At 62.7% G+C, this 18,328-nt stretch carries 18 protein-coding genes; 5 read left to right on the plus strand and 13 right to left on the minus strand.

Annotated features, from left to right (window positions below; translation table 11 throughout):
- A partial coding sequence (locus CRJ03_RS00110) for a cadherin-like domain-containing protein (protein WP_206018256.1) occupies positions 1-1,979 on the minus strand: 1,979 nt, incomplete at its 3' end.
- Positions 1,980-2,222: 243 nt separating this feature from the next.
- On the opposite strand from CRJ03_RS00110, the gene CRJ03_RS00115 reads away from it, so the two are divergent.
- Positions 2,223-4,499 carry a CHASE2 domain-containing protein gene (locus CRJ03_RS00115; protein ID WP_104016895.1) on the plus strand — a complete coding sequence of 759 codons (2,277 nt, stop codon included), beginning with the start codon at positions 2,223-2,225 and terminating at the stop codon, positions 4,497-4,499.
- A gap of 27 nt (positions 4,500-4,526) precedes the next feature.
- Here the strand turns inward: CRJ03_RS00115 and CRJ03_RS00120 are convergent, their stop codons facing one another.
- The 8 genes from CRJ03_RS00120 to CRJ03_RS20020 all read right to left on the minus strand — a co-directional run bounded on the left by CRJ03_RS00120 (position 4,527) and on the right by CRJ03_RS20020 (position 11,058).
- Entirely contained in the window at positions 4,527-5,852 is a 1,326-nt protein-coding gene (locus CRJ03_RS00120; protein WP_104016896.1) for an HlyD family type I secretion periplasmic adaptor subunit, read from the minus strand.
- 4 nt (positions 5,853-5,856) lie between these two features.
- On the minus strand, positions 5,857-8,055 hold the full coding sequence (locus CRJ03_RS00125; protein WP_104016897.1) for a type I secretion system permease/ATPase: 2,199 nt from the start codon (positions 8,053-8,055) through the stop codon (positions 5,857-5,859).
- Complete coding sequence (locus CRJ03_RS00130; RefSeq protein ID WP_104016898.1) at positions 8,052-9,032, minus strand: TolC family protein; 981 nt, start codon at positions 9,030-9,032, stop codon at positions 8,052-8,054. Before CRJ03_RS00130 ends, CRJ03_RS00125 begins: the two co-directional genes overlap by 4 nt.
- A gap of 33 nt (positions 9,033-9,065) precedes the next feature.
- On the minus strand, positions 9,066-9,473 hold the full coding sequence (locus CRJ03_RS00135) for a TolC family protein (RefSeq protein WP_129590210.1): 408 nt from the start codon (positions 9,471-9,473) through the stop codon (positions 9,066-9,068).
- A gap of 108 nt (positions 9,474-9,581) precedes the next feature.
- The gene (locus tag CRJ03_RS00140; protein WP_104016900.1) at positions 9,582-9,962 is read right to left on the minus strand and encodes a DUF3307 domain-containing protein; all 381 of its coding nucleotides are present in this window, start codon (positions 9,960-9,962) and stop codon (positions 9,582-9,584) included.
- Positions 9,959-10,222 carry a hypothetical protein gene (locus CRJ03_RS00145; protein WP_104016901.1) on the minus strand — a complete coding sequence of 88 codons (264 nt, stop codon included), beginning with the start codon at positions 10,220-10,222 and terminating at the stop codon, positions 9,959-9,961. Before CRJ03_RS00145 ends, CRJ03_RS00140 begins: the two co-directional genes overlap by 4 nt.
- Positions 10,219-10,713 carry a cyclic nucleotide-binding domain-containing protein gene (locus CRJ03_RS00150; protein ID WP_104016902.1) on the minus strand — a complete coding sequence of 165 codons (495 nt, stop codon included), beginning with the start codon at positions 10,711-10,713 and terminating at the stop codon, positions 10,219-10,221. Before CRJ03_RS00150 ends, CRJ03_RS00145 begins: the two co-directional genes overlap by 4 nt.
- Positions 10,714-10,722: 9 nt before the next feature.
- On the minus strand, positions 10,723-11,058 hold the full coding sequence (locus CRJ03_RS20020) for a CBU_0592 family membrane protein (RefSeq protein ID WP_104016903.1): 336 nt from the start codon (positions 11,056-11,058) through the stop codon (positions 10,723-10,725).
- Between CRJ03_RS20020 and CRJ03_RS00160 the strand changes: the two genes are divergently transcribed.
- Positions 11,057-11,416, plus strand: a complete 360-nt coding sequence (locus CRJ03_RS00160; protein ID WP_104016904.1) for a hypothetical protein — start codon at positions 11,057-11,059, stop codon at positions 11,414-11,416. The genes CRJ03_RS20020 and CRJ03_RS00160 overlap by 2 nt on opposite strands.
- Before the next feature lie 80 nt (positions 11,417-11,496).
- Here the strand turns inward: CRJ03_RS00160 and CRJ03_RS00165 are convergent, their stop codons facing one another.
- From CRJ03_RS00165 to CRJ03_RS00180, 4 genes are read right to left on the minus strand one after another with little or no spacing between them, the layout of a single operon-like run.
- Positions 11,497-12,267 carry an ABC transporter permease gene (locus tag CRJ03_RS00165; RefSeq protein ID WP_104016905.1) on the minus strand — a complete coding sequence of 257 codons (771 nt, stop codon included), beginning with the start codon at positions 12,265-12,267 and terminating at the stop codon, positions 11,497-11,499.
- Positions 12,264-12,998, minus strand: a complete 735-nt coding sequence (locus CRJ03_RS00170; protein WP_439126610.1) for an ABC transporter permease — start codon at positions 12,996-12,998, stop codon at positions 12,264-12,266. Before CRJ03_RS00170 ends, CRJ03_RS00165 begins: the two co-directional genes overlap by 4 nt.
- A 27-nt stretch (positions 12,999-13,025) precedes the next feature.
- Positions 13,026-13,790, minus strand: a complete 765-nt coding sequence (locus CRJ03_RS00175) for a transporter substrate-binding domain-containing protein (protein ID WP_104016907.1) — start codon at positions 13,788-13,790, stop codon at positions 13,026-13,028.
- A gap of 34 nt (positions 13,791-13,824) precedes the next feature.
- Positions 13,825-14,622, minus strand: coding sequence for an ABC transporter ATP-binding protein (locus tag CRJ03_RS00180; RefSeq protein ID WP_104016908.1), 798 nt, complete (start codon positions 14,620-14,622; stop codon positions 13,825-13,827).
- Between the two features lie 97 nt (positions 14,623-14,719).
- On the opposite strand from CRJ03_RS00180, the gene CRJ03_RS00185 reads away from it, so the two are divergent.
- Genes CRJ03_RS00185 through CRJ03_RS00195 form a run of 3 tightly spaced genes read left to right on the plus strand, consistent with a single transcriptional unit; the run spans position 14,720 to position 18,176 of the window.
- Positions 14,720-15,361: a TetR/AcrR family transcriptional regulator gene (locus CRJ03_RS00185; protein WP_104016909.1), complete on the plus strand. Its 642-nt coding sequence runs from the start codon at positions 14,720-14,722 to the stop codon at positions 15,359-15,361.
- Entirely contained in the window at positions 15,358-16,542 is a 1,185-nt protein-coding gene (locus tag CRJ03_RS00190; RefSeq protein WP_104016910.1) for a pyridoxal phosphate-dependent aminotransferase, read from the plus strand. The genes CRJ03_RS00185 and CRJ03_RS00190 overlap by 4 nt, the downstream gene beginning before the upstream one ends.
- On the plus strand, positions 16,539-18,176 hold the full coding sequence (locus tag CRJ03_RS00195) for a 5-guanidino-2-oxopentanoate decarboxylase (RefSeq protein ID WP_104016911.1): 1,638 nt from the start codon (positions 16,539-16,541) through the stop codon (positions 18,174-18,176). Before CRJ03_RS00190 ends, CRJ03_RS00195 begins: the two co-directional genes overlap by 4 nt.
- The last annotated feature ends 152 nt before the right edge of the window (positions 18,177-18,328 follow it).

The following is an 18,328-nucleotide window of genomic DNA, read 5'->3' on the forward strand; positions in this document are numbered from 1 at the left end:
GCGCCATGCGCGTCCGTTGCCGTGACCCGGATCGTCACGTCGCGCGTCGCGCCCGCCGCAAGGTCCTGGAAATCGGCACCGGGATCGAAGCTGAGCGTGCTGCCCGCAATCGTGGCGCTGCCCTCGGCGGGTACCCCGGTGACAGCGTAGCTGAGCGTCGTGCCGTCGTCGTCGCTGTCAACGTCCGCCCCGAGCGCCGCAAGGTCGAGCGTGACCACAGGCCCGTCCTCGACCGCCGCCGTACCCGCCGCCGCAAGCACCGGCGCGTCGTTGGTGCCCGTCACGGTAATCGAGAGAGTGCCAGTATCGCTTAGCTCGCCGGACGTGGCGACGTAGTCGAGGGTGACGACGCGCTGCTCTCCCGAGGCAATATCCTGGTAGGCTTGATCGGCGGCGTCCAGGCTGTAACCGCCAGCCGAGGTAAGGGTCAGCCCGGCGGGCAGCGGGCTCGCGGCATCCGCAGGTGCGTAAGTGATGTCGCCGACGGGGTTGTCGATATCCGTGGCGGCAAGGACACCGGAAATGGTGGTTCCCTCGTCCCCGGCATTCGTTGCGTCGGGGGCCACGGGCGCGTCATCGACCGGCGTCACGTCGATCGTCACGGTCGCGGTTGTCGTGCCGCCTCGTCCGTCCGACACGATATATGTGAAACTGTCCGTGCCGTTGAAGTTCTCGTTTGGAGTGTAGGTGAACTCACCCGTTTCAAGCAGAACCACAAGGCCGTTTTCGGTGCCTGTCTGGAGCGAGAAGGTGACCGGATCACCATCCGGATCAATAGCGGCGAGGGTGCCGTCTAGCCGCGTGTCCTCGGGCACGTCGAAACCAGCATCCTCGGGCACGGGCGCATCGTTGCCGTCAAGCTTTGTTGGATCCGGGCCAATATCCGGACTGGGCGTGGCACCTTCCGGATCCTGGCCTCCGGTATCGTCGCCACCGCCGCCACTTTCATCCCCGTCATCCCCGAGATCTGCCTCGGTGCCCGTTTCGGAATCGTTGTCGCCGGCACCCGAACGGTTGCTGCTGCTGTCGAGTTCAACAAGGCTCTGCCCCGCTTCCAGCCGCGCAAGAGCAGTGGCATAGGCGGTCGCAGCATCGGCAAGGATTATGGAATCCTCCGCCAAATCGTCGGCCGTACGCTCGACCTCGTACGCCTCATCACCCACGGGCACGACCCACTTGGTATCTGTCGTGGTGATCGTGGTGATCTCGTTCCCGTCGAGATCGGTGATGACGATCTCGCCCAGTCCGCCATCGGGATCGGTGTTGAGCGACACCGCGACGGTGGTGACGCCCTGCACGGTCTGGATGTCCACGAGTACGGTGGTCCCGCGGATGCCCATGGTGGCCGATGGAGTTGTCACCTCCATGTCGCCAGTCTTGGCGACCTGCCCCGCGATGAAGACAAAACTGCCTTCGACAAGGCTGAACGCCGCAGAGTTTTGCTCGGAATCCGCAGCGTAGACAAGCTCGTCCAGCACCATCCGCGAGCCCGAGGCGAGAGTGAATATCGTGCCATCCACAAAGGTGATCGATACCTTGCCGCCGGTCTCAGTGATCACGACGTCGTTCTGATATACCTTGGTGCCGATTTGCAGATCGACGAGTGTGCCATCCGCGCGTTGCGCACGGGCGGTGCCCTCGAGCGTTTCGACCTGCCCGATGGGATCGCCCCTCGGGGACGAGCCGACCTGTGCGTACTGACCAGAGGCTTCTGGCCCTGCCAAGCGTTCCACTACCGGGCCACGAAGGGTGGCGCCGTCGGGAGTTTTCAGGTCGGCGGGGGCAGTGTGCGCGAAATAGTCGATAATCCGGATAGTCGGCGCGCCCGGATTTTCCAACAACAGGTCCGGCCCGTCGCGAGCGAAGTCCGCGGAAAACAAAAGGGCGGCATCATCCACCACGACAGTCTCGCCGCCGACACTCCGAAGGAGAACGGATGGCCCCTCCTGAGGCCCGTCAATCGAGCCCGCGACTTTCATTAATCACCTGTTTTAAAGGTTAAACTAATTTAAGTTATAGATGAGTTTCGGATTCGCACAAGTGCGCAGGCACCCAAAGACCTACCAAAGCACGTAAATGGCCGAATTGACCATCGGCAACATCGTGGCCGGCGCCTGCACCGAACATACGGGTAACTTTGCTGAGTACTTGTGCAATTCGCGTCATGTGGATTTCAGCGGAGATTTGCAGGTTGACGCGAACAGCACGGCTGTCTTTGGTACATGGCGAAGCAGCGCCCACCCGGCGCGGCACAGGGGATGGGAAGGGGAGAGGCGATGCTGGGCGCCATGCTGCGCCGGATCGGACCGGGGCGCCTCGCCGGGGCGGCTCTTCTGGCGGTGATCCTGGTGTTGCGGGTCGCGGATCCGCCGACAGTATCGGGGTTGCGCAATGCGGCGTTCGATTTCTATCAGCAGGTCAAGCCGCGCGATCCCAGTCCGGTGCCAGTGACGATCCTCGACATCGACGATCCCAGTATCGAGGAATTCGGGCAATGGCCGTGGCCCCGCAACCGGGTAGCCGAGATGGTGAGCAAGACCGCGGCCGCTGGCGCGGTGGCGATTGCCTTCGATATCGTCTTTGCCGAACCGGACCGTTTGTCGCCTGACGAGGTGGCGCGCGATAATCCGGCACTGCCAGAAGAGGTGCGCGCACGGCTTCGGACCTTGCCGGACAATGACGCGCTGCTGGCCCACGCGATGCGGCAGACGCGGGTGGTTCTTGGCCAGACCAGCGTGCGCAGCGCCCGGTCGAACCGCACGGACAAGGTCGAGATGCGCGCGGTACCGCACGCGATCATGGGTGCCGATCCGACACCCTTCCTGCCAAGGTTTCCGGACGTGGTGCGTAATCTCGACATCCTTGAAGAAGCGGCGGCGGGGCGTGGGGTGTTCAGCGTGCGGCCCGACCCCGATGGCATCTATCGGCGTGTGCCCATGGTGATGCTGGTGCAGGACACTCTCCGACTGGGCCTGTCGCCGGAACTGTTGCGGGTGGCAACGGGGGATAACGCGTTCGCCCTGCGCAGCAACGAGGCGGGGATCGACGGCGTAGTGCTGGGCGGCAAGATGATCCGGACCGGACCGGATGGCAGCGTATGGACCTATCTCACGCCGAGCCTGCCAGGGCGCTACGTTTCGGCCGGTGACGTTCTGGCCGACCGGGTGGCGCCGGGGCGGCTGGCCGGTCAACTGGTGCTGGTGGGCACCTCGGCCATCGGATTGGAGGATTTCCGGCCCACGCCCCTGGGCGTGCCAATGGCGGGGGTGGAGATCCACGCGCAGCTTCTTGAGAATATCCTGACGGACACTTTGCTGAACCGGCCCAACTATGCCGTGGCGGTGGAGCTGATGACGGTTCTGGTCCTGTCGGCATTGGTGATCGTGCTGGTGCCGGTGATCGGTGCACGCCTGATCATCGCGCTGGCAGTGGTGCTTCTGGGCGGGTATTCGGGGCTATCCTACTACCTGTTCCAGGAGATGCGGATCTTGCTGGACCCAACATGGCCAGTTCTGGGCACGGTGCTGACACTGATGCTGATGTCGAGCGCCAACTATCTCCGAGAAGAACGCCAGAAGCAGCAGATCCGCGGCGCCTTTGGGCAGTACGTCTCGCCCGATCTGGTCGCGAGGCTGCAGGAAAACCCCGAGGCGTTAACCCTTGGCGGCGAGCGGCGCGAACTTACGGTGCTGTTCTCAGATGTGCGTGGCTTCACCACGCTGGCCGAGGGATACCGGGATGATCCACCGGGGCTTACGGCGCTGATGAACAGCTTTCTCACCGTGCTGTCGCGGGCCATCTTGCGCGAGGGCGGAACGATCGACAAGTTCATGGGCGATGCCGTTATGGCGTTCTGGAACGCGCCGCTGGACGCGCCGGACCATGCCGCCGCCGCCTGCCGCGCTGCGCTGGCGATGCACGCGGACGTGGCAACACTCAATGCCGAGCGCGCGCGCGCGGCGGTCGAAGCGGACGACAAGGCGTTGCCCATCAACGTGGGCATTGGTCTCAATACCGGGGATTGCGTGGTCGGCAACATGGGCAGCGACACGCGGTTCGACTACACCGCACTGGGCGACGCGGTAAACCTTGCCTCGCGGCTCGAGGGACAATCCAAGACTTACGGGCTGGGCATCATCCTCGGGTCGGCGACGGCACGGGCGGTCGAGGGCCGGTTCGCGATGATCGAACTCAACCTGCTGCGGGTGAAGGGCAAGATGGAACCAGAGCGGATCTTCGGCCTCCTGGGGGACGAGGTGATGCGCGGGAGGTCCGAGTTTGCCGAGTTGGAGGCGACCAACGCCGAGATGCGCGCAGCCTATTCAGCGCAGAAATGGAACGTCGCAGAGGCCGCGCTGGACCGTCTGGAGGCGGCGGGTAAGCCGCTGGACCTGGAACTCTCGGGCTACGCCGCGCTGTATCGTCAGCGCCTCGAAACGCTGCGCGTGGCCCCACCGGGCGAGGGCTGGAACGGGGTGCATGTGGCCACCGACAAGTAAGCGCACCGAGGCGCAAGCGCCGGGCGATCAACGTTCGCGTAAAGCCTCGGACCGGGCGCGCATCAGCGGGCGCGCCAGGTAGTCCAGCACGGTCTTGCGACCGGTCAGGATATCGACCTGCGCCACCATGCCGGGGCTGATCGGCAGGGTCGTGCCATCTTCTGCCTCGAGCTCGCTCCGCCGGGTGCGGACCATGACGCGAAAGAACTCGGTTCCCTCGCCGTCCTCGACGGTGTCGGCACCGATGCGCTGCACCGTGCCGTCGAGCGCGCCGTAGACTAGATAATCATAGGCAGTGATCTTGACCGAGGCGGAATCGCCGGGACGGATGAAGGCCACGTCGCGGGGGCGAATACGAGCCTCGATCAGCAATTGGTCATCGCGGGGGACGATTTCTATCAGGGGGCCGCCGGGCTGCACGACCGCGCCAATGGTGGTGACGTGGACGGTGTTGACCGTGCCGTTGACCGGTGCCCGCAGGCTGGTGCGCGATACCTTTTCGGTCGCGGCGCGCAGCGCCTCGCGCAGTACCGCAAGGTCGCCGTTGATCCTGGCCAGCCGTTCGCGCGCCGTCAGCACGTAGCCGGTGCGCGCCAAACGGATCTGGCTTTCGGCCTCGTTGATGGCGGCGCGAATGCCGGGCAGGCGCGCGCGGGACACGGCAAGCTCGCCTTCCAGTTCGGCCATGCGGCTTCGCAGGCGCAAGAGCTCGATCCGGGGGACTGCGCCGCTGTCCACGAGGCCGCTGGTCAGGTCAATCTCCTCGGTCAACGGCGCGATCTGCGCCTCCAGCTTGACTACGGCTGCCTCCAATTCGCGCAAGCCCGACCGGCGCTGCGCGAGCTTGTCGCGAAGCACCGACAGCTCGCTCTCCAGCTGCGCACGGCGGGACAGGAACACCTCGCGTTCGGCCGAGACGGCGCCTGGCGCGCGCTCGGCCAGGCCGTCGGGAAAGGCAAGGGTTTCGCCGCCCTGCGCCTCGGCGCCTGCGCGCGCGGCCTCGGCCAGAAGCGCCGCCTCGCGTTCGCGCAGTTCACCGCGTTCGGCACCAGCGGATGTGTCGTCGATGCGCATCAGCACGTCCCCCTCCTGAACAAGGTCGCCTTCGCGAACCTCGATCGCCGAGACGATGCCCCCCTCGAGGCTCTGGACGACCTGAAGCTGGCGGGTCGGCACCACGCGCCCGGTGCCGCGCGTTACCTCTTCGATCTCGTAGAACGCAGCCCACACGAGAAAGGCGGCGATGCCGCCGGCGATCAGCAAGAGCAAAAGCCACGGCCCCCGTCCGCGACCGCGCGGGCGGTCGGCGGTGGCGTCGTTCACGAAATCCTCTTCCGTCCTTGGCCCGAACATCTGGTCACTCCGCCGCGCGGCGGGCCGCGGCCTGCTTCAGTTGCGCGACCACCGTATCACGTGTCCCGTCGAGGATCTTGCGACCGCGGTCGATCACGAGCCAGCGGCTTGCCAGATCCGCAAGCGCCGGGCGGTGGGTGCACAGCACCAGAGTCGTGCCCCCGGTGTTCAGTTCGCGCAGGCGCGCCACCACTTCGGCCTCCATGTCGCGGTCCATCGCGTTCGTGGGCTCGTCTAGGAACAGAAGTTTCGGCCGCCGCAGCAGCAGCCGCGCCAGGGCAAGCCCCTGCCGCTGCCCGCCGGAAAGCTGCGCGCCCCTTTCACCGATGAAGCGGTCAAGCCCCTCGGGATCATCCTTGACGAAGCGATCCATCGCGGCCAGGTGCAGCGCCGCCTCTATCTCGTCCTCGGTGGCGTGGGGTCTGCCGATCACCAGGTTCTCCCGCAGGGTGCCGGTGAAAAGCTCGGGTTCCTGCGGCATGTAACCGACCCCGGCGCGCAGTTCGGCCGGGTCGTACTGCCCTGCCCCGCGCCCATCGATCAGGAGCGTGCCGCTGTCGGGGGTCAGCAATCCGCAGAGCAGCTTACCCAGCGTGCTCTTGCCCGACCCGACGCGGCCCAGAAGCGCGACGCACTCCCCCGGCGCGATGTCCAGCGTGACGGATTGCGGCGCATCCATGCCGGCGCCGGGATAACGGTAGGTGACCTCCGTGAGGGTGGCGGCGCCTTTGGTCACTCGGGCGCTGCTGCTGACGGCAGGACTGCGTTCGGGCGTGACCTTCATGAATTGTGACAGGGCGCTCATCGCCCTGAGCGCGTAGTGCGCGCGGAATATCGTCTGGGCGATGGTCCCCAGCGGGGCAAGCGCGCGGCCTGCGAGGATGTTAGCCGCAATGAGCGCGCCGATGGTTATCCGGCCCTCGGCCACGAGATAAACACCCCAAACGATGATCGCCACGCTGACCCCCTGCTGGATCATCTGGGTGCCAGATGCGGCGAAGCTCGACCAGAAGCGGCTGCGCCCGCTGATCCGCGCCGTGGCGGCGCTAGCGCGATCCCATTCGCGCTGCATGACCGGTTCGGCGTTGAGGGTTTTGATGGTTTCCAGCCCCATGAGCGATTCCACCAACACCGCCTGTCGACGACCGGCCAATGCCTGTGCGGCACCCGCCGCGCGCCCCATCGGAAGCTGCGCGACGATGGCGAGAACCAGCACGATCGGCACCGCCACCAGAGGCACAATCGCCAACGGCCCCACAAGGACGTAGAGAACGAAGATGAAGAGCCCGATGAACAGCAGGTCGATCAGCGACACGAAGCTGGCGGAGCCAAAGAATTCGCGCACCGCCTCGAAGTCGCGGATATGGCTCGCCAGCCCGGCCGCACCGCCGGGCCGGTCGGCCACCCGCAGGCTGAGCGCGTGCGAAAAGAGCGTGGCGGCGATGCCGGTATCCAGCCGTCGACCGACGGTTTCCAGCACCCCGGTTCTTAGGCTGCGCAGGGCCAGATCCAGCCCGATGGCCAGCGCCACCCCGATCGCCAGCGTCCAAAGGGTTACGTAGGCGAGGTTTGGGATCACCTTGTCGTAGACGTTCATCACGAATATCGGCAGCGCGAGCCCCAGCATGTTTATCAACATCGCCGCGATGACAACCTGAAACCAGCCGGAGCGGTTCTCGCGCATAGGCCCCCAAAACCAGTGCCGGGGCCGGTCCTGCGCCTTGGCTTCGAGCTGCCGGTCAACCAGGTCGTCGCGCACCGAGGCGAGCATGATCTCACGCTGAACACGCCGGGCAAGCTGTCGCAGTGGGACTTCGCGGTCAGTGGCGTCGCGACCCGGTTCAAGAACGCGCGCGTTGCGCCGATCGAGCGAAAAACCCAGAAGGATGAGAGGACCGCCAGCGCGGTCGAACAGAACACAGGGCAACACCGCCGGGTCGATCTGGCGGAGCTTGCGCAGCACGAGGCGCGATTTCAGGCCGACCGCGGCCAAGGCCCGGGCAAGGGTTTCGGGATCACGCCCGTCGAACCCGGCGGGCATGCGGGCACGCACCGCCTCCGGACTCCAGGGTCGGCCATGATGGCGGGCCAGCCATGCGGCGGTTTCCAATCCCGGCATCGTGTCACTGTCGGAGTCCGCTCCATCCTCCCCCGTGTGCCGCTCGGGTGCCCCGGCGGAGGCCGACCCGACAGCTGGTGTCATTTCAGGGACCTGATCTCTGTCTTAAAGATCGCCGTGGCCCGCGGGGCATTTTGCGCGCGGGCAGTAAAGTCAGGTTCAAGCGGGACATCTGCCGGTTCGACACCGAAATGCATGGCCAGGCGGCTTTGCGACGCGAGCATCCGGTACTGGTTGAAGGTGAAACCCGCCTCCGCGCTCACATTCTCGAACGCCACATTGAAGAATGTCCGTTCCGCATCCAGCACGTCGAGCAGGCTGCGGGTACCGGCGCGGAATTGATCCCGGTATTGTTCCGAAGTGTTGCGCGCAGCCGAAACACGCCTGTCCAGAAGCACGGTACGTTCGATGCTCGTATGGTAGGCGTTCCAGCTTCGCTCGGCCATCTCGCGAACCTCGCGCACCACCTTCTGGCGCTCGGCTTCGGCCTGCAACGTGCGCTGCTGCAGGGCACGGCGGCGCGCGTCCCGCCCCCCGGCGAAGAGCTCCCAATCCAGCCGCACGCCTACGAAGGCATCCGATTCAGAACCGGATGTACCCGCGATGTTTCGCCCCGTGCGCACACCCGCCTGAAGCGTGACCTGTGGCTTCTCGTCGGCGGTGGTGATACCGTTCTGGAAGCGGGCCTGCGCTATATTCTGGCCGGACTCCATCAATCGAAAACTGTTACGCAGGCTGCGCAATACCATCTCGCTCTTGGTCATCGGCAAATTCGCGACGGCCGGCACGGGCTGTGTGCCGCGAGGATCGTGACCGATCACCGCGCGGTAACGCGCACGCGCATCGGCCACCGCGCGTTCCACATCGAGCCGTGACAGCTGGGCCGCCAGCAGACGTTCCTGAACTTCGAACCGGGCACTGACCGGTAGCTTGTCACCGTCGACCAGATCATCGACCTGCCGCGCAATTTCCTGGTGGCGCGCGATGTTGCGGGTTGCCACATCCAGAAGCCGGGCGTGCCTGACCACGTCGATATAGGCCTCCACAGCGTTGAGCGCCATCGTCTCGGACGCATCGAGCAGGCCGAAAATCGCCTAGTCTAGCCGCGAGGCGTTGCGGTAGACAAGGTTGGCGCGGCGGTAGCCGTCGAACAGTTTCAGCTCAGCCGTGAGGCCGATTTCGCGATTGAATTTGGTGTCACGGTTATCGACGGGGCCAAGCCGGTCGAGATCGTCGTATTGTTCTGCACCAGCCTCGCCGCGAAGCAACAGCCGCGGCTGATACTCGCCGTGCAATTGCAGCAGTTCCAGGGCCGACGCCTTCACATCGGCATTCGCGGCGCGTCCGGTGGGGTTGGTCGTGACCGCGGCGCGGACCGCCTCACGCAGGCTCTCCGCAGTCGCGGGGAGCGCCAGGCCGATAAGCAGCCCAAACGACGTGGCGATCGCTGATGTCAAACCTGTCGTCGGTCGGAACCGGCAAGCCAATTTTGTCAGCGCCATTAATAATTCCCCAAGAAAAGTTAATACAAACAGATTCAGAAAGTGTAGTTCAAAGTCAACCAAAACACAGGTTGGCTACCCGGAAGAAATGGAAACCGGGTGCAATTATCACACAATACCCAACGCCAGCCAAACGATTGCCACGTAAGTCACCTGGTGGGCGAACTGATCGAGTCCAGTGAGGCCCCAGTAGCCCTTTTCCTGCGGGCTCCAGCCCGACCACCTCAATAGTCGGTCCTTGGTCCAGTCTATGTGATAGTGGAGAACAAACTCGACCGCCGCGAGACCAACCACCGTAAGGACAGTCATCGGCGTCCAGATCAGCACCGGCACCGTCAGCAGGCTGTGCAGCCCGGCATGGGCAATACCGCCCAGATGCCCGTAAGTGCCCTTGTTGCGCACCATCCAGCCCGTCTGCCAGACAAAATCCGCAAGCAGGTGCTTGACCTGGAAAAGCAGCATCAGGATCAGGAGCGTGGCAGGTGTCATGTCTGGTCTTCCAGAAGCTTGTTGGCGCGATCGAGCCTCTCGGCCAGTGTCTCAGCGACGATCCGATGCAGTGTCACGGCGAGGTCGGGCACCTTGTCCTCGATTTCGCGCATCCGGGTTTCGCTTGCGCGATACACGACCGCTTCGGTTTCCGCAATCACGTCGATGGTAGGTGGAAGACCTGCATAGCTTGCGATCACGGCCACGGGCGCCTCGGTGCGCAGGACGCGCGGGGAGAGCCAGCCAAATCCGACGTTCATTCCGCAGCGGGTTTTCGCTTCATCTTCGTGTTGGCCTCGATCAACTTGCTCTTGATCGCGGCATTGAGATGTTGATCGAGTGAGGCGCGGAATTCCTCGTCCGAGCGGATCATGCGGCGCAGGATCTCTCCGGAGACGGAGAAGACGCGCGAAGGAGCCTCGATCCTGACGGTTGCCGAGGCGGGGCCTGGTTCCATCACGTTCATCTCGCCGATAAATCCCTCGCGAATCTCGGCGATCTTGCCCTCATTGAAATACACGCCGGCCAAGCCGTCACTCAGAAAGTGAAGATGCGAGACCGCTTCGCCCTCGGTCGTCAAGTCCACTCCGGGCTGCGCATCGCGCCACACGCCGGCATTGAGCAGCCGCCGCGACATCGGTTTCGGCATCCGCGCCAACCCCCGTTTGACGAGCTGTGCCTCCTCGTCGTTGAACCGCAGACGATGGTGTATCAGAAAAACCCGTGTTATGCCCACGACGCTGATCACCACCCAGCAACCCTAAATGATCGCAGAGGCTAGGTTGAACTCGGCCGACAGGCTGATCAGCACGAAAATCGCCGCAATCATGTTGAGCAACGCGTAGCGATATCCGCTGCCACGTATCAGGCCGAGCTGCAGACAAATATACGCGCCGAGATATACGGAGACGCCAGCATATCCGGCCCAGTCATACACGCTTGTAGTGAAAAACATCGTCACCCGCGTTCTCCCCAAGACGATGCTTTCGCGCAACCGGCGAACGAGGTTGCGAACTCTGAATGCCACAGGGCCGCTATTGTGACAAGTTGGTTGAGAGATGTGACGAGTACCGGTCTGGAGCGCGCCGGTCAGCATGCTGGAGCGAAGAGTTTGCGGAGTCCATTGGGCGGGCTGGGCCGACTATCTCAAACAACGCGGATTCGAGCGCCGCAAAGGCCCGGGGCAGACCTTCGAATTTTATGTGCAAGCCCCGCAGGCGGCACTCGATGGCCGGGGTCTGATCCTCGGTTGGTGTTCGCTCATGTCGGCGCTGGTTGGCGATGATAAACTGGCCGCTTGGCCGAACGGAAAGATCGACTTCAAGACATCATATTTTGTCACGCTGGCGCGCATCCATTCAAGCGCATCCGCGTTTTTTGCCGAATGGTTGCTAAACTCGGGATCATTCCTGAACGGCCGGACCGATGAGGGCACGCGACCACTGCGCCGATAGCCGCAGCTTCGGGTCGTCGATTGGACCGGCCAGGTCGTTCAAGGCGAAGATCCCGGCCTTCAACGGCAAAACCTCCGATTTTACGTCGGTATCTTCCTCTCCAGGCGCCGAAATGCCAAGGCAATCAGCCCGGCAATGATCATATACACAACGGCAAGCAAAAGAAGCGGTTCGTAGACAATGAACGTGTCCGCGCGCACCCGGGAGGACACAGAATAGATTTCCACCACGGTGATGGTCGCAACCAACGGGGTCGCCTTGAGCTGCAGGATCGTTTCGCCGCCGAGTGTGGGCAAGACGTTGCGCACAGCCTGCGGCAACCAGACCCGGCGAAAAATGGTAAAACGAGGCATGCCGAAGGATTTCGCCGTCTCCAACTGGCCTTTGGACACGCCGGAAAAGGCGCCGCGCATCACTTCGCCTTCATAGCCCGCATAGGAAAACGTAAGTGCAAGTATCGCGTAGGGCCAAGCCTGACGCAGATATGGCCAAAGTTCAGACGAGCGAATCCAGGGATATTCAGGAAACAAAGAGCCAAGCCCATAATACAGCAACCAGATTTGCAACAGCAGGGGCGTGCCGCGAATTACCGTGCAGAAAACCCGTGCGGGGATGCCCAAGTACCATGGGCCGACCGCTTGCGCCAAACCCAGTGGCACTGCCAGCAGGAAGCCAAGCACCGTAGAGACGACCAGAATCCAGATCGTAGCCCACAGACCTTGCAGCGCCAGGGGGGCATATTTCGGAATCCAGTCCCAACGCAGCGACAGCGCGCACCACACGATCAGCGCCGCAAAGACCAGCATCAACACGATGCGATGCGGCTGGAACAGTGCCCTGAGGCCGGTCATCGTGTGCCCCCTCGTAGCGAAGGCTGGCCGCGGCGCGCCCATTTTTCGATCCGGCCAAAGACCACGCCCGAGAACAGCGTGACCATCAGATAAAGCGCCCCGGCCGCCAGGAAGAACGTGAAATAGGCTCGCGTGCTGCTGGCGGCCTGTCTGGTTTCCAGGGTGAGTTCGCTGAACCCAACAACGGCCAGCAGCGCCGTATCCTTGGTTGCGATCAGCCAGAGATTGGCAAGACCCGGTACTGCAAAACTCATCATCGCCGGAATGGTAACCCTGCGCATGGTCATCCAGGCAGGCATTCCATAAGACTTGGCGGCCTCGATCTGGCCCGCTGGAACCGCCTGAATGGCGCCACGCAAAACCTCGGTCGCATAGGCGCCCTGGACGACACCAAGCACCCAGATGCCGGCAACAACACCACTGATTTCGACCCGGCCACCGCCGATGGCGGAGGAGATCTTGTTCGCGATGTCTGTGCCGACGTAGTAGAGGATAAGGATCAGCACAAGTTCGGGAACAGCGCGTATCACGGTGGTATAGATGGCGAGAAGATCGCGCGTGACCTTCCCGCCATAGAGTTTGCCCGAAGCCCCGAACAACCCGATCACCACGCCAAGCCCAAATGCGCCAAGCGCGATCTGAAGCGAATTGGCCAGCCCGCGCAGGAGATTGTAACCCCATCCGGGCGGCCTGAGCGACAGCAATTCTGCGCTTGTGCTCAAGCCGAGCATTTCGAGTAGTTCGGCCACGGAACCGCCTTAATAGATGCTGGTGGTGAAGTATTTGGCGGTAATCTCTTCGTGGGTGCCGTCCGCCAGGATCGCAGCGATACCAGCGTTCAGGGCTTCAAGCAGCTCTGTATCACCCTTGCGCACGCCGGCGCCAATCCCAAGCCCCAGAATGGCCGGATCATCCATGACCGCGCCTTTGATCTCGCAGCAGCTGCCCGCATCGGAATCGACGAAATCGGCCATTGCAATGCTGTCAGCCTGAATGGCGTCGATGCGGCCCGCAATCATATCCTGATTTGCTTCGTCCTGCGTCTGATAAACGCGCAATTCCGAATCCGAGAAATATGCCTGCGCATAGCTCTGGTGGATGGTCGAAGCCTGGACGCCGACGATCTTGCCTGCCAGCGCCTCCGGGTCTGCACCAAGCTCCATGGATTTGTCGGCAACGATCACCCCGGGGGTTTTGTAATAGGGATCGCTGAAATCAATGGTATTCATGCGCTCTTCGGTGATCGACATCGAAGCCATGATCGCATCAATCTGCTTGCCGGTCAGTGACGGGATGATGCCATCCCAGGCCACCGGGGTGATGACACAATCAAGCTCTGCGGCGGCACAGACAGCATTGATCACTTCGATCTCCCAGCCAACCCAATTGCCCGAACTGTCTGGCGAGGCAAAGGGCGGATAGGGCTCGGCGGCCACACCAATTTTCACGTCTTCGGCTGCGACCGCACCGGTGAGAAACGCCGACGCCACCAAACCGATGGCAAAGAAATTCGTCAGATTCATGATAGACTCCCTGTTGGATGTATTGGATTCTTGGTCAGGCGACCGAACTCAGAAATTGTTTCAGTCGGTCGGACTGGGGGTTGCCAAAGACCTCGGCAGGCGGGCCCTGCTCTTCGATACGGCCTTGGTAGAGATACACGACGTGGTTGGCGACCTCGCGTGCAAACTTCATCTCATGGGTGACCAGCAGCATGGTGCGGCCTTCGGCTGCCAGGTCGCGGATCACGGTCAGCACCTCGCCGACCAACTCGGGATCGAGCGCTGAGGTTGGCTCGTCAAACAGCATTGCCGAAGGATCGACGGCGAGCGCGCGGGCGATGGCGGCGCGCTGCTGCTGGCCGCCGGAAAGATGTGCGGGAAAGGTGTCGGCCTTGTCGTCGAGGCCGACGCGTTCCAAAAGTGCGTGGGCGCGGTCGATTGCGTCGGCCTTGGGCACCTTGAGCACATGCACCGGAACTTCGATCACGTTTTCCAACAAGGTGCGGTGTGTCCAGAGATTGAACTGTTGAAACACCATGGAAAGCCGGGTGCGGATGCGTTCGATCTGACGGCGGTCGGCAGCACTGCCGTCCGGCCGCGTTGCCACCTCTTCGCCACCGATCACAATCTTGCCGGAGCTCGGCGTTTCAAGGAAGTTGATGCATCGCAGCATGGTGGATTTGCCGGATCCGGACCCGCCGATCACCGCCACGACATCGCCTTTGTTTGCCAAAAGCGACACGCCCTTCAGGACTTCGAGAGAATCGAAGTACTTGTGCAGATCCTCGACACGGATCGCCTCTTCAAGAGCTGCTACGTCCGGCACAAATGATAACGCATTGTTTGAGTACATTCTCTTTGTGGAACCCCGATTTTTGGCTTGTAGTAAGCCGCGCCTCAAGTAATTATGCAAGTGTATAATTTCTGTCGGGCAAAAAAAGGGAGCCGGCATGGACAGAGAGCGCCGAAAGTTCGAACGCAAACCTGCCGAGGCGCGAAAAGAGGCGCTTATACTCGCGACGCTCGATTTAGTGGCGGAAAATGGCGTGCGCGGCGCGACGGTTCGCGGAATCGCCAAACAGGCGGACGTGACGCAAGGGTTGGTCCGGCACTATTTCAGCACCAAAGAAGAGCTGATCTCGGCCGCGTACGAGTATCATATGAACGCCCTGACAGATCAGACCGCAGCCTCGGCCAAGGATGGAAAGGCCCGGTCGCGACTGGCGCGCTTCATCTCTGCAACGCTGACGCCGCCGGTTGTCGATGCGCGGTCGGTCGCACTTTGGGCGGCGTTTCTGAACAAGGTTCGGCACGACGCTGGTATGAGAGCGATCCACGAGCGCACCTATGTGTATTTCAGGGATCACCTGGAAGAGTTGATCAAAGCCGCGCTGGATGAGGCCGGCCAGTCCAGCAAGTCGGAAAAGCTGCGCTATCTGGCGATTGCCGGCAACGCGGTCATCGACGGCCTGTGGTTGGAGGGTGGCGCATTGCCAGACGCCTTTTCCTCTGGCGAACTTGCACAAATCGGCCTGCGATCAGTCGGTGCCATCATAGAAATCCCATTGGAAGCAGAGGCGGAACAGCCATGAGAGTGACGACGATAACGGAGCGCTTGGCGGGGCTGGGCGGGGCGAAGTGGGAAGTGCATATGAAGGCCCGTGATCTGGTGCGGGCGGGGGCAGATATTGTCGAAATGACGATCGGAGAACCCGACGTCCCGGCACCGGAAGCGCTGATTAAAACGACGATATCCTCTCTCAGAGCAGGGCGCACCGGCTATTCCAATGGCCGCGGCGAGGCCGGTTTGCTGGAGGCATTGGCGCAGCGCTACTCAGGGACGCGCGGGCGCAGCTTCACGCCCGAGAACTTTCTGTGTTTCCCAGGCACCCAGACTGCGCTGTTTGCGGTTCTGGCCGGCGTGGCCGAGACGGGCGATGAAGTCCTGGTCGGAGATCCTATGTATGCGACCTATGAGGGCGTAATACGCGCATCGGGCGCCAATATGGTCCCGGTGCCCCTGCGCCCGGAGCATGGATTCCGAATGCAGGCCAGCGATGTTGCGGCGCGCATAACACCCCGCACCCGCGCCCTGTTGTTGACCACGCCGCATAACCCAACCGGCGCGATCCTGACGGCGCAAGACATTGCGGCAATCGGCGTTTTGGCGGTTGAGCATGGCTTTTGGATCATCTCGGACGAGGTCTATGAGCAACTGATCTATGCCGGGGCGAAATTCGTCTCGCCGCTGGCCGATCCCGCGTTGGCGGATCGGGTGATCGCGGTTTCCTCGGTGTCGAAATCTCATGCCGCGCCGGGCTTCCGCAGCGGCTGGTGCGCCGGGCCGGCGGCATTCTGCGAGGCGCTGTTGCCATATTCAGAGACAATGCTTTTCGGCAATCAGCCCTTCATAGCGGACATGACCGAAAAGGCGGTGCGCGATGGATCGGAGGTCGCGGCGGGCATGGCCGCGCGGTTTGCAGCACGGGCGGCTCTGTTGGCAAAGCGCCTGCATTCCGAAACGGATTTGAAGGTGCACCTGCCCAAGGCCGGGATGTTCGCCATGATCGACGTCTCCTCGACTGGTATGGACGGCGAATCCTATGCCTGGAATCTTCTGGACAATGGTGTGGCGGTAATGCCCGGCTCGGCCTTTGGCGGGAGTCTGAAGCATTGGGTGCGGGTTGCACTGACCATCCCGGACCAAGCGTTTACCACCGCGGTGGAGCGGATCATCGCCAATGCAAACCGCAAGGCGAGTGTCGTCGCATGAGCGGCCAGACCGTTGGCGAGGCACTGGTTGCCGGGTTGAAAGCCCGGGGGGTGACCTGCGCTTTTGGCATCCCCGGCGTGCACACGGTCGAGCTTTATCGCGGATTGGCAGCGTCGGGTATCCGGCATGTAACGCCCCGGCATGAGCAGGGTGCCGGTTTCATGGCGGATGGCTATGCGCGAGTGTCCGGCGAACCAGGAGTGGCGTTCGTCATTACCGGACCCGGGCTGACCAACACGCTGACGCCTATGGCGCAGGCCCGGGCGGATTCTATCCCGATTTTGGTGGTTTCTGGCGTAAATACCGTTGCGTCCCTCGGCAAAGGACTGGGCTTTTTGCACGAGCTGCCAGATCAGCATGCGCTCGCCAAGACCGTCGCGCTGGTGTCCGAACATGTGGCGTCGCCGGGCGAATTGGACGCTGCTTTGAGCCGCGCATTCGAACTGTTTCATATTGGCCGTCCGGGGCCAATGCATATTCAAGTGCCACTGGATGTGGCCGGCCTGCCGTATCGTCACGAGCAGATCGCAAAGCCGCCCCATAGCGTCCCCATTGATCCTGCGCAGATCAAAGAAGCGGCAACGCGGCTCGCCGCCGCAAGGCGGGTGGTGATCCTTGCCGGCGGTGGCGCCAAAACCGCCGGTGCCCCTTTCAAGACACTGGCCGAGAGGCTCGACGCGCCGGTGGTGCAAACAGTGAACGGGCGCGGCGTATTGCACGCGCATCCGCTGTCGGTTCCGGCCAGCCCCAGCCTGCGGGCTGTGCGCGATCTGATCGAAGACGCGGATTGTGTGCTGGCGCTGGGAACCGAGTTGGGACCGACCGATTATGACATGTATGCCACCGGAAACCTGGCGCGAATGTCCGGTTTGATCAGAGTTGATCTCTGCGCAGACCAACTGGCCCGGCACCCGGCGACCTTGCCCATTCAGGGGCCTACCGGCGCGGCGATCAGCCAATTGCTGACATGTCTGCCCGAGGGTGAAAAGCAAAGCGGTGGATCTGCGCGCGCAAATCAGGCCCGCGAGGCGGCCTTCGAAGAAATCGGGCCCGATTACCGCGCGCAGGTGGCCATTCTGAACGCCATTCGCGACGCGGCGCCCGGCGCGCTGATCGTCGGGGATTCCACCCAGCCGATCTATGCCGGAAATCTGTTCTATGACCATGACCGCCCCGGTGGCTGGTTCAATGCCGCCACCGGATATGGCGCGCTTGGCTACGCGATCCCGGCGGCGATCGGCGCCTCCATCGCCGATGCATCGGCGCAAGTAATCTGTATTGTCGGGGATGGCGGCGCACAGTTTTCGCTGCCCGAAGTGATGGCCGCGGTCGACGAAAACCTTCCCATCACCTTTGTCATCTGGAACAACCGAGGCTATCACGAGATTGCCACCTCGATGCAGGATGTGGGCGTCACCGTTCTGGGATGCGACCCCACACCACCGGATTTTGTGGCCACCGCACAGTCTTTCGGCATCCCCCATACCCGTGTGCCGATGGAGTCAAAAGCCGTGGCTGCGGCAGTGAAACTTGTCGGGGGACAGGCCGGCCCGTCGATGATCGAAATCTCGGCACCACGGTTTGTGCCGGTAAAGGACTTAGCGATGAAAGAGGGCGTGCCGCAAACTTTCTGACGGCTTGGCGACGACCCTTCTCTGAGCGCGATCATGCAGCCCCCCGCGAACTGCTGGAATGCGAAAAGCTCGCCGTCGCACCATCAACCCCGACCAACCCCACGAACCTGGGCTCCACCAAATTCCCTACGCCGACAAACACGCCTTGCGCG

The sequence above is a fragment of the Roseovarius nitratireducens genome (assembly GCF_002925845.1).
Classification (GTDB): Bacteria; Pseudomonadota; Alphaproteobacteria; order Rhodobacterales; family Rhodobacteraceae; genus Roseovarius; species Roseovarius nitratireducens.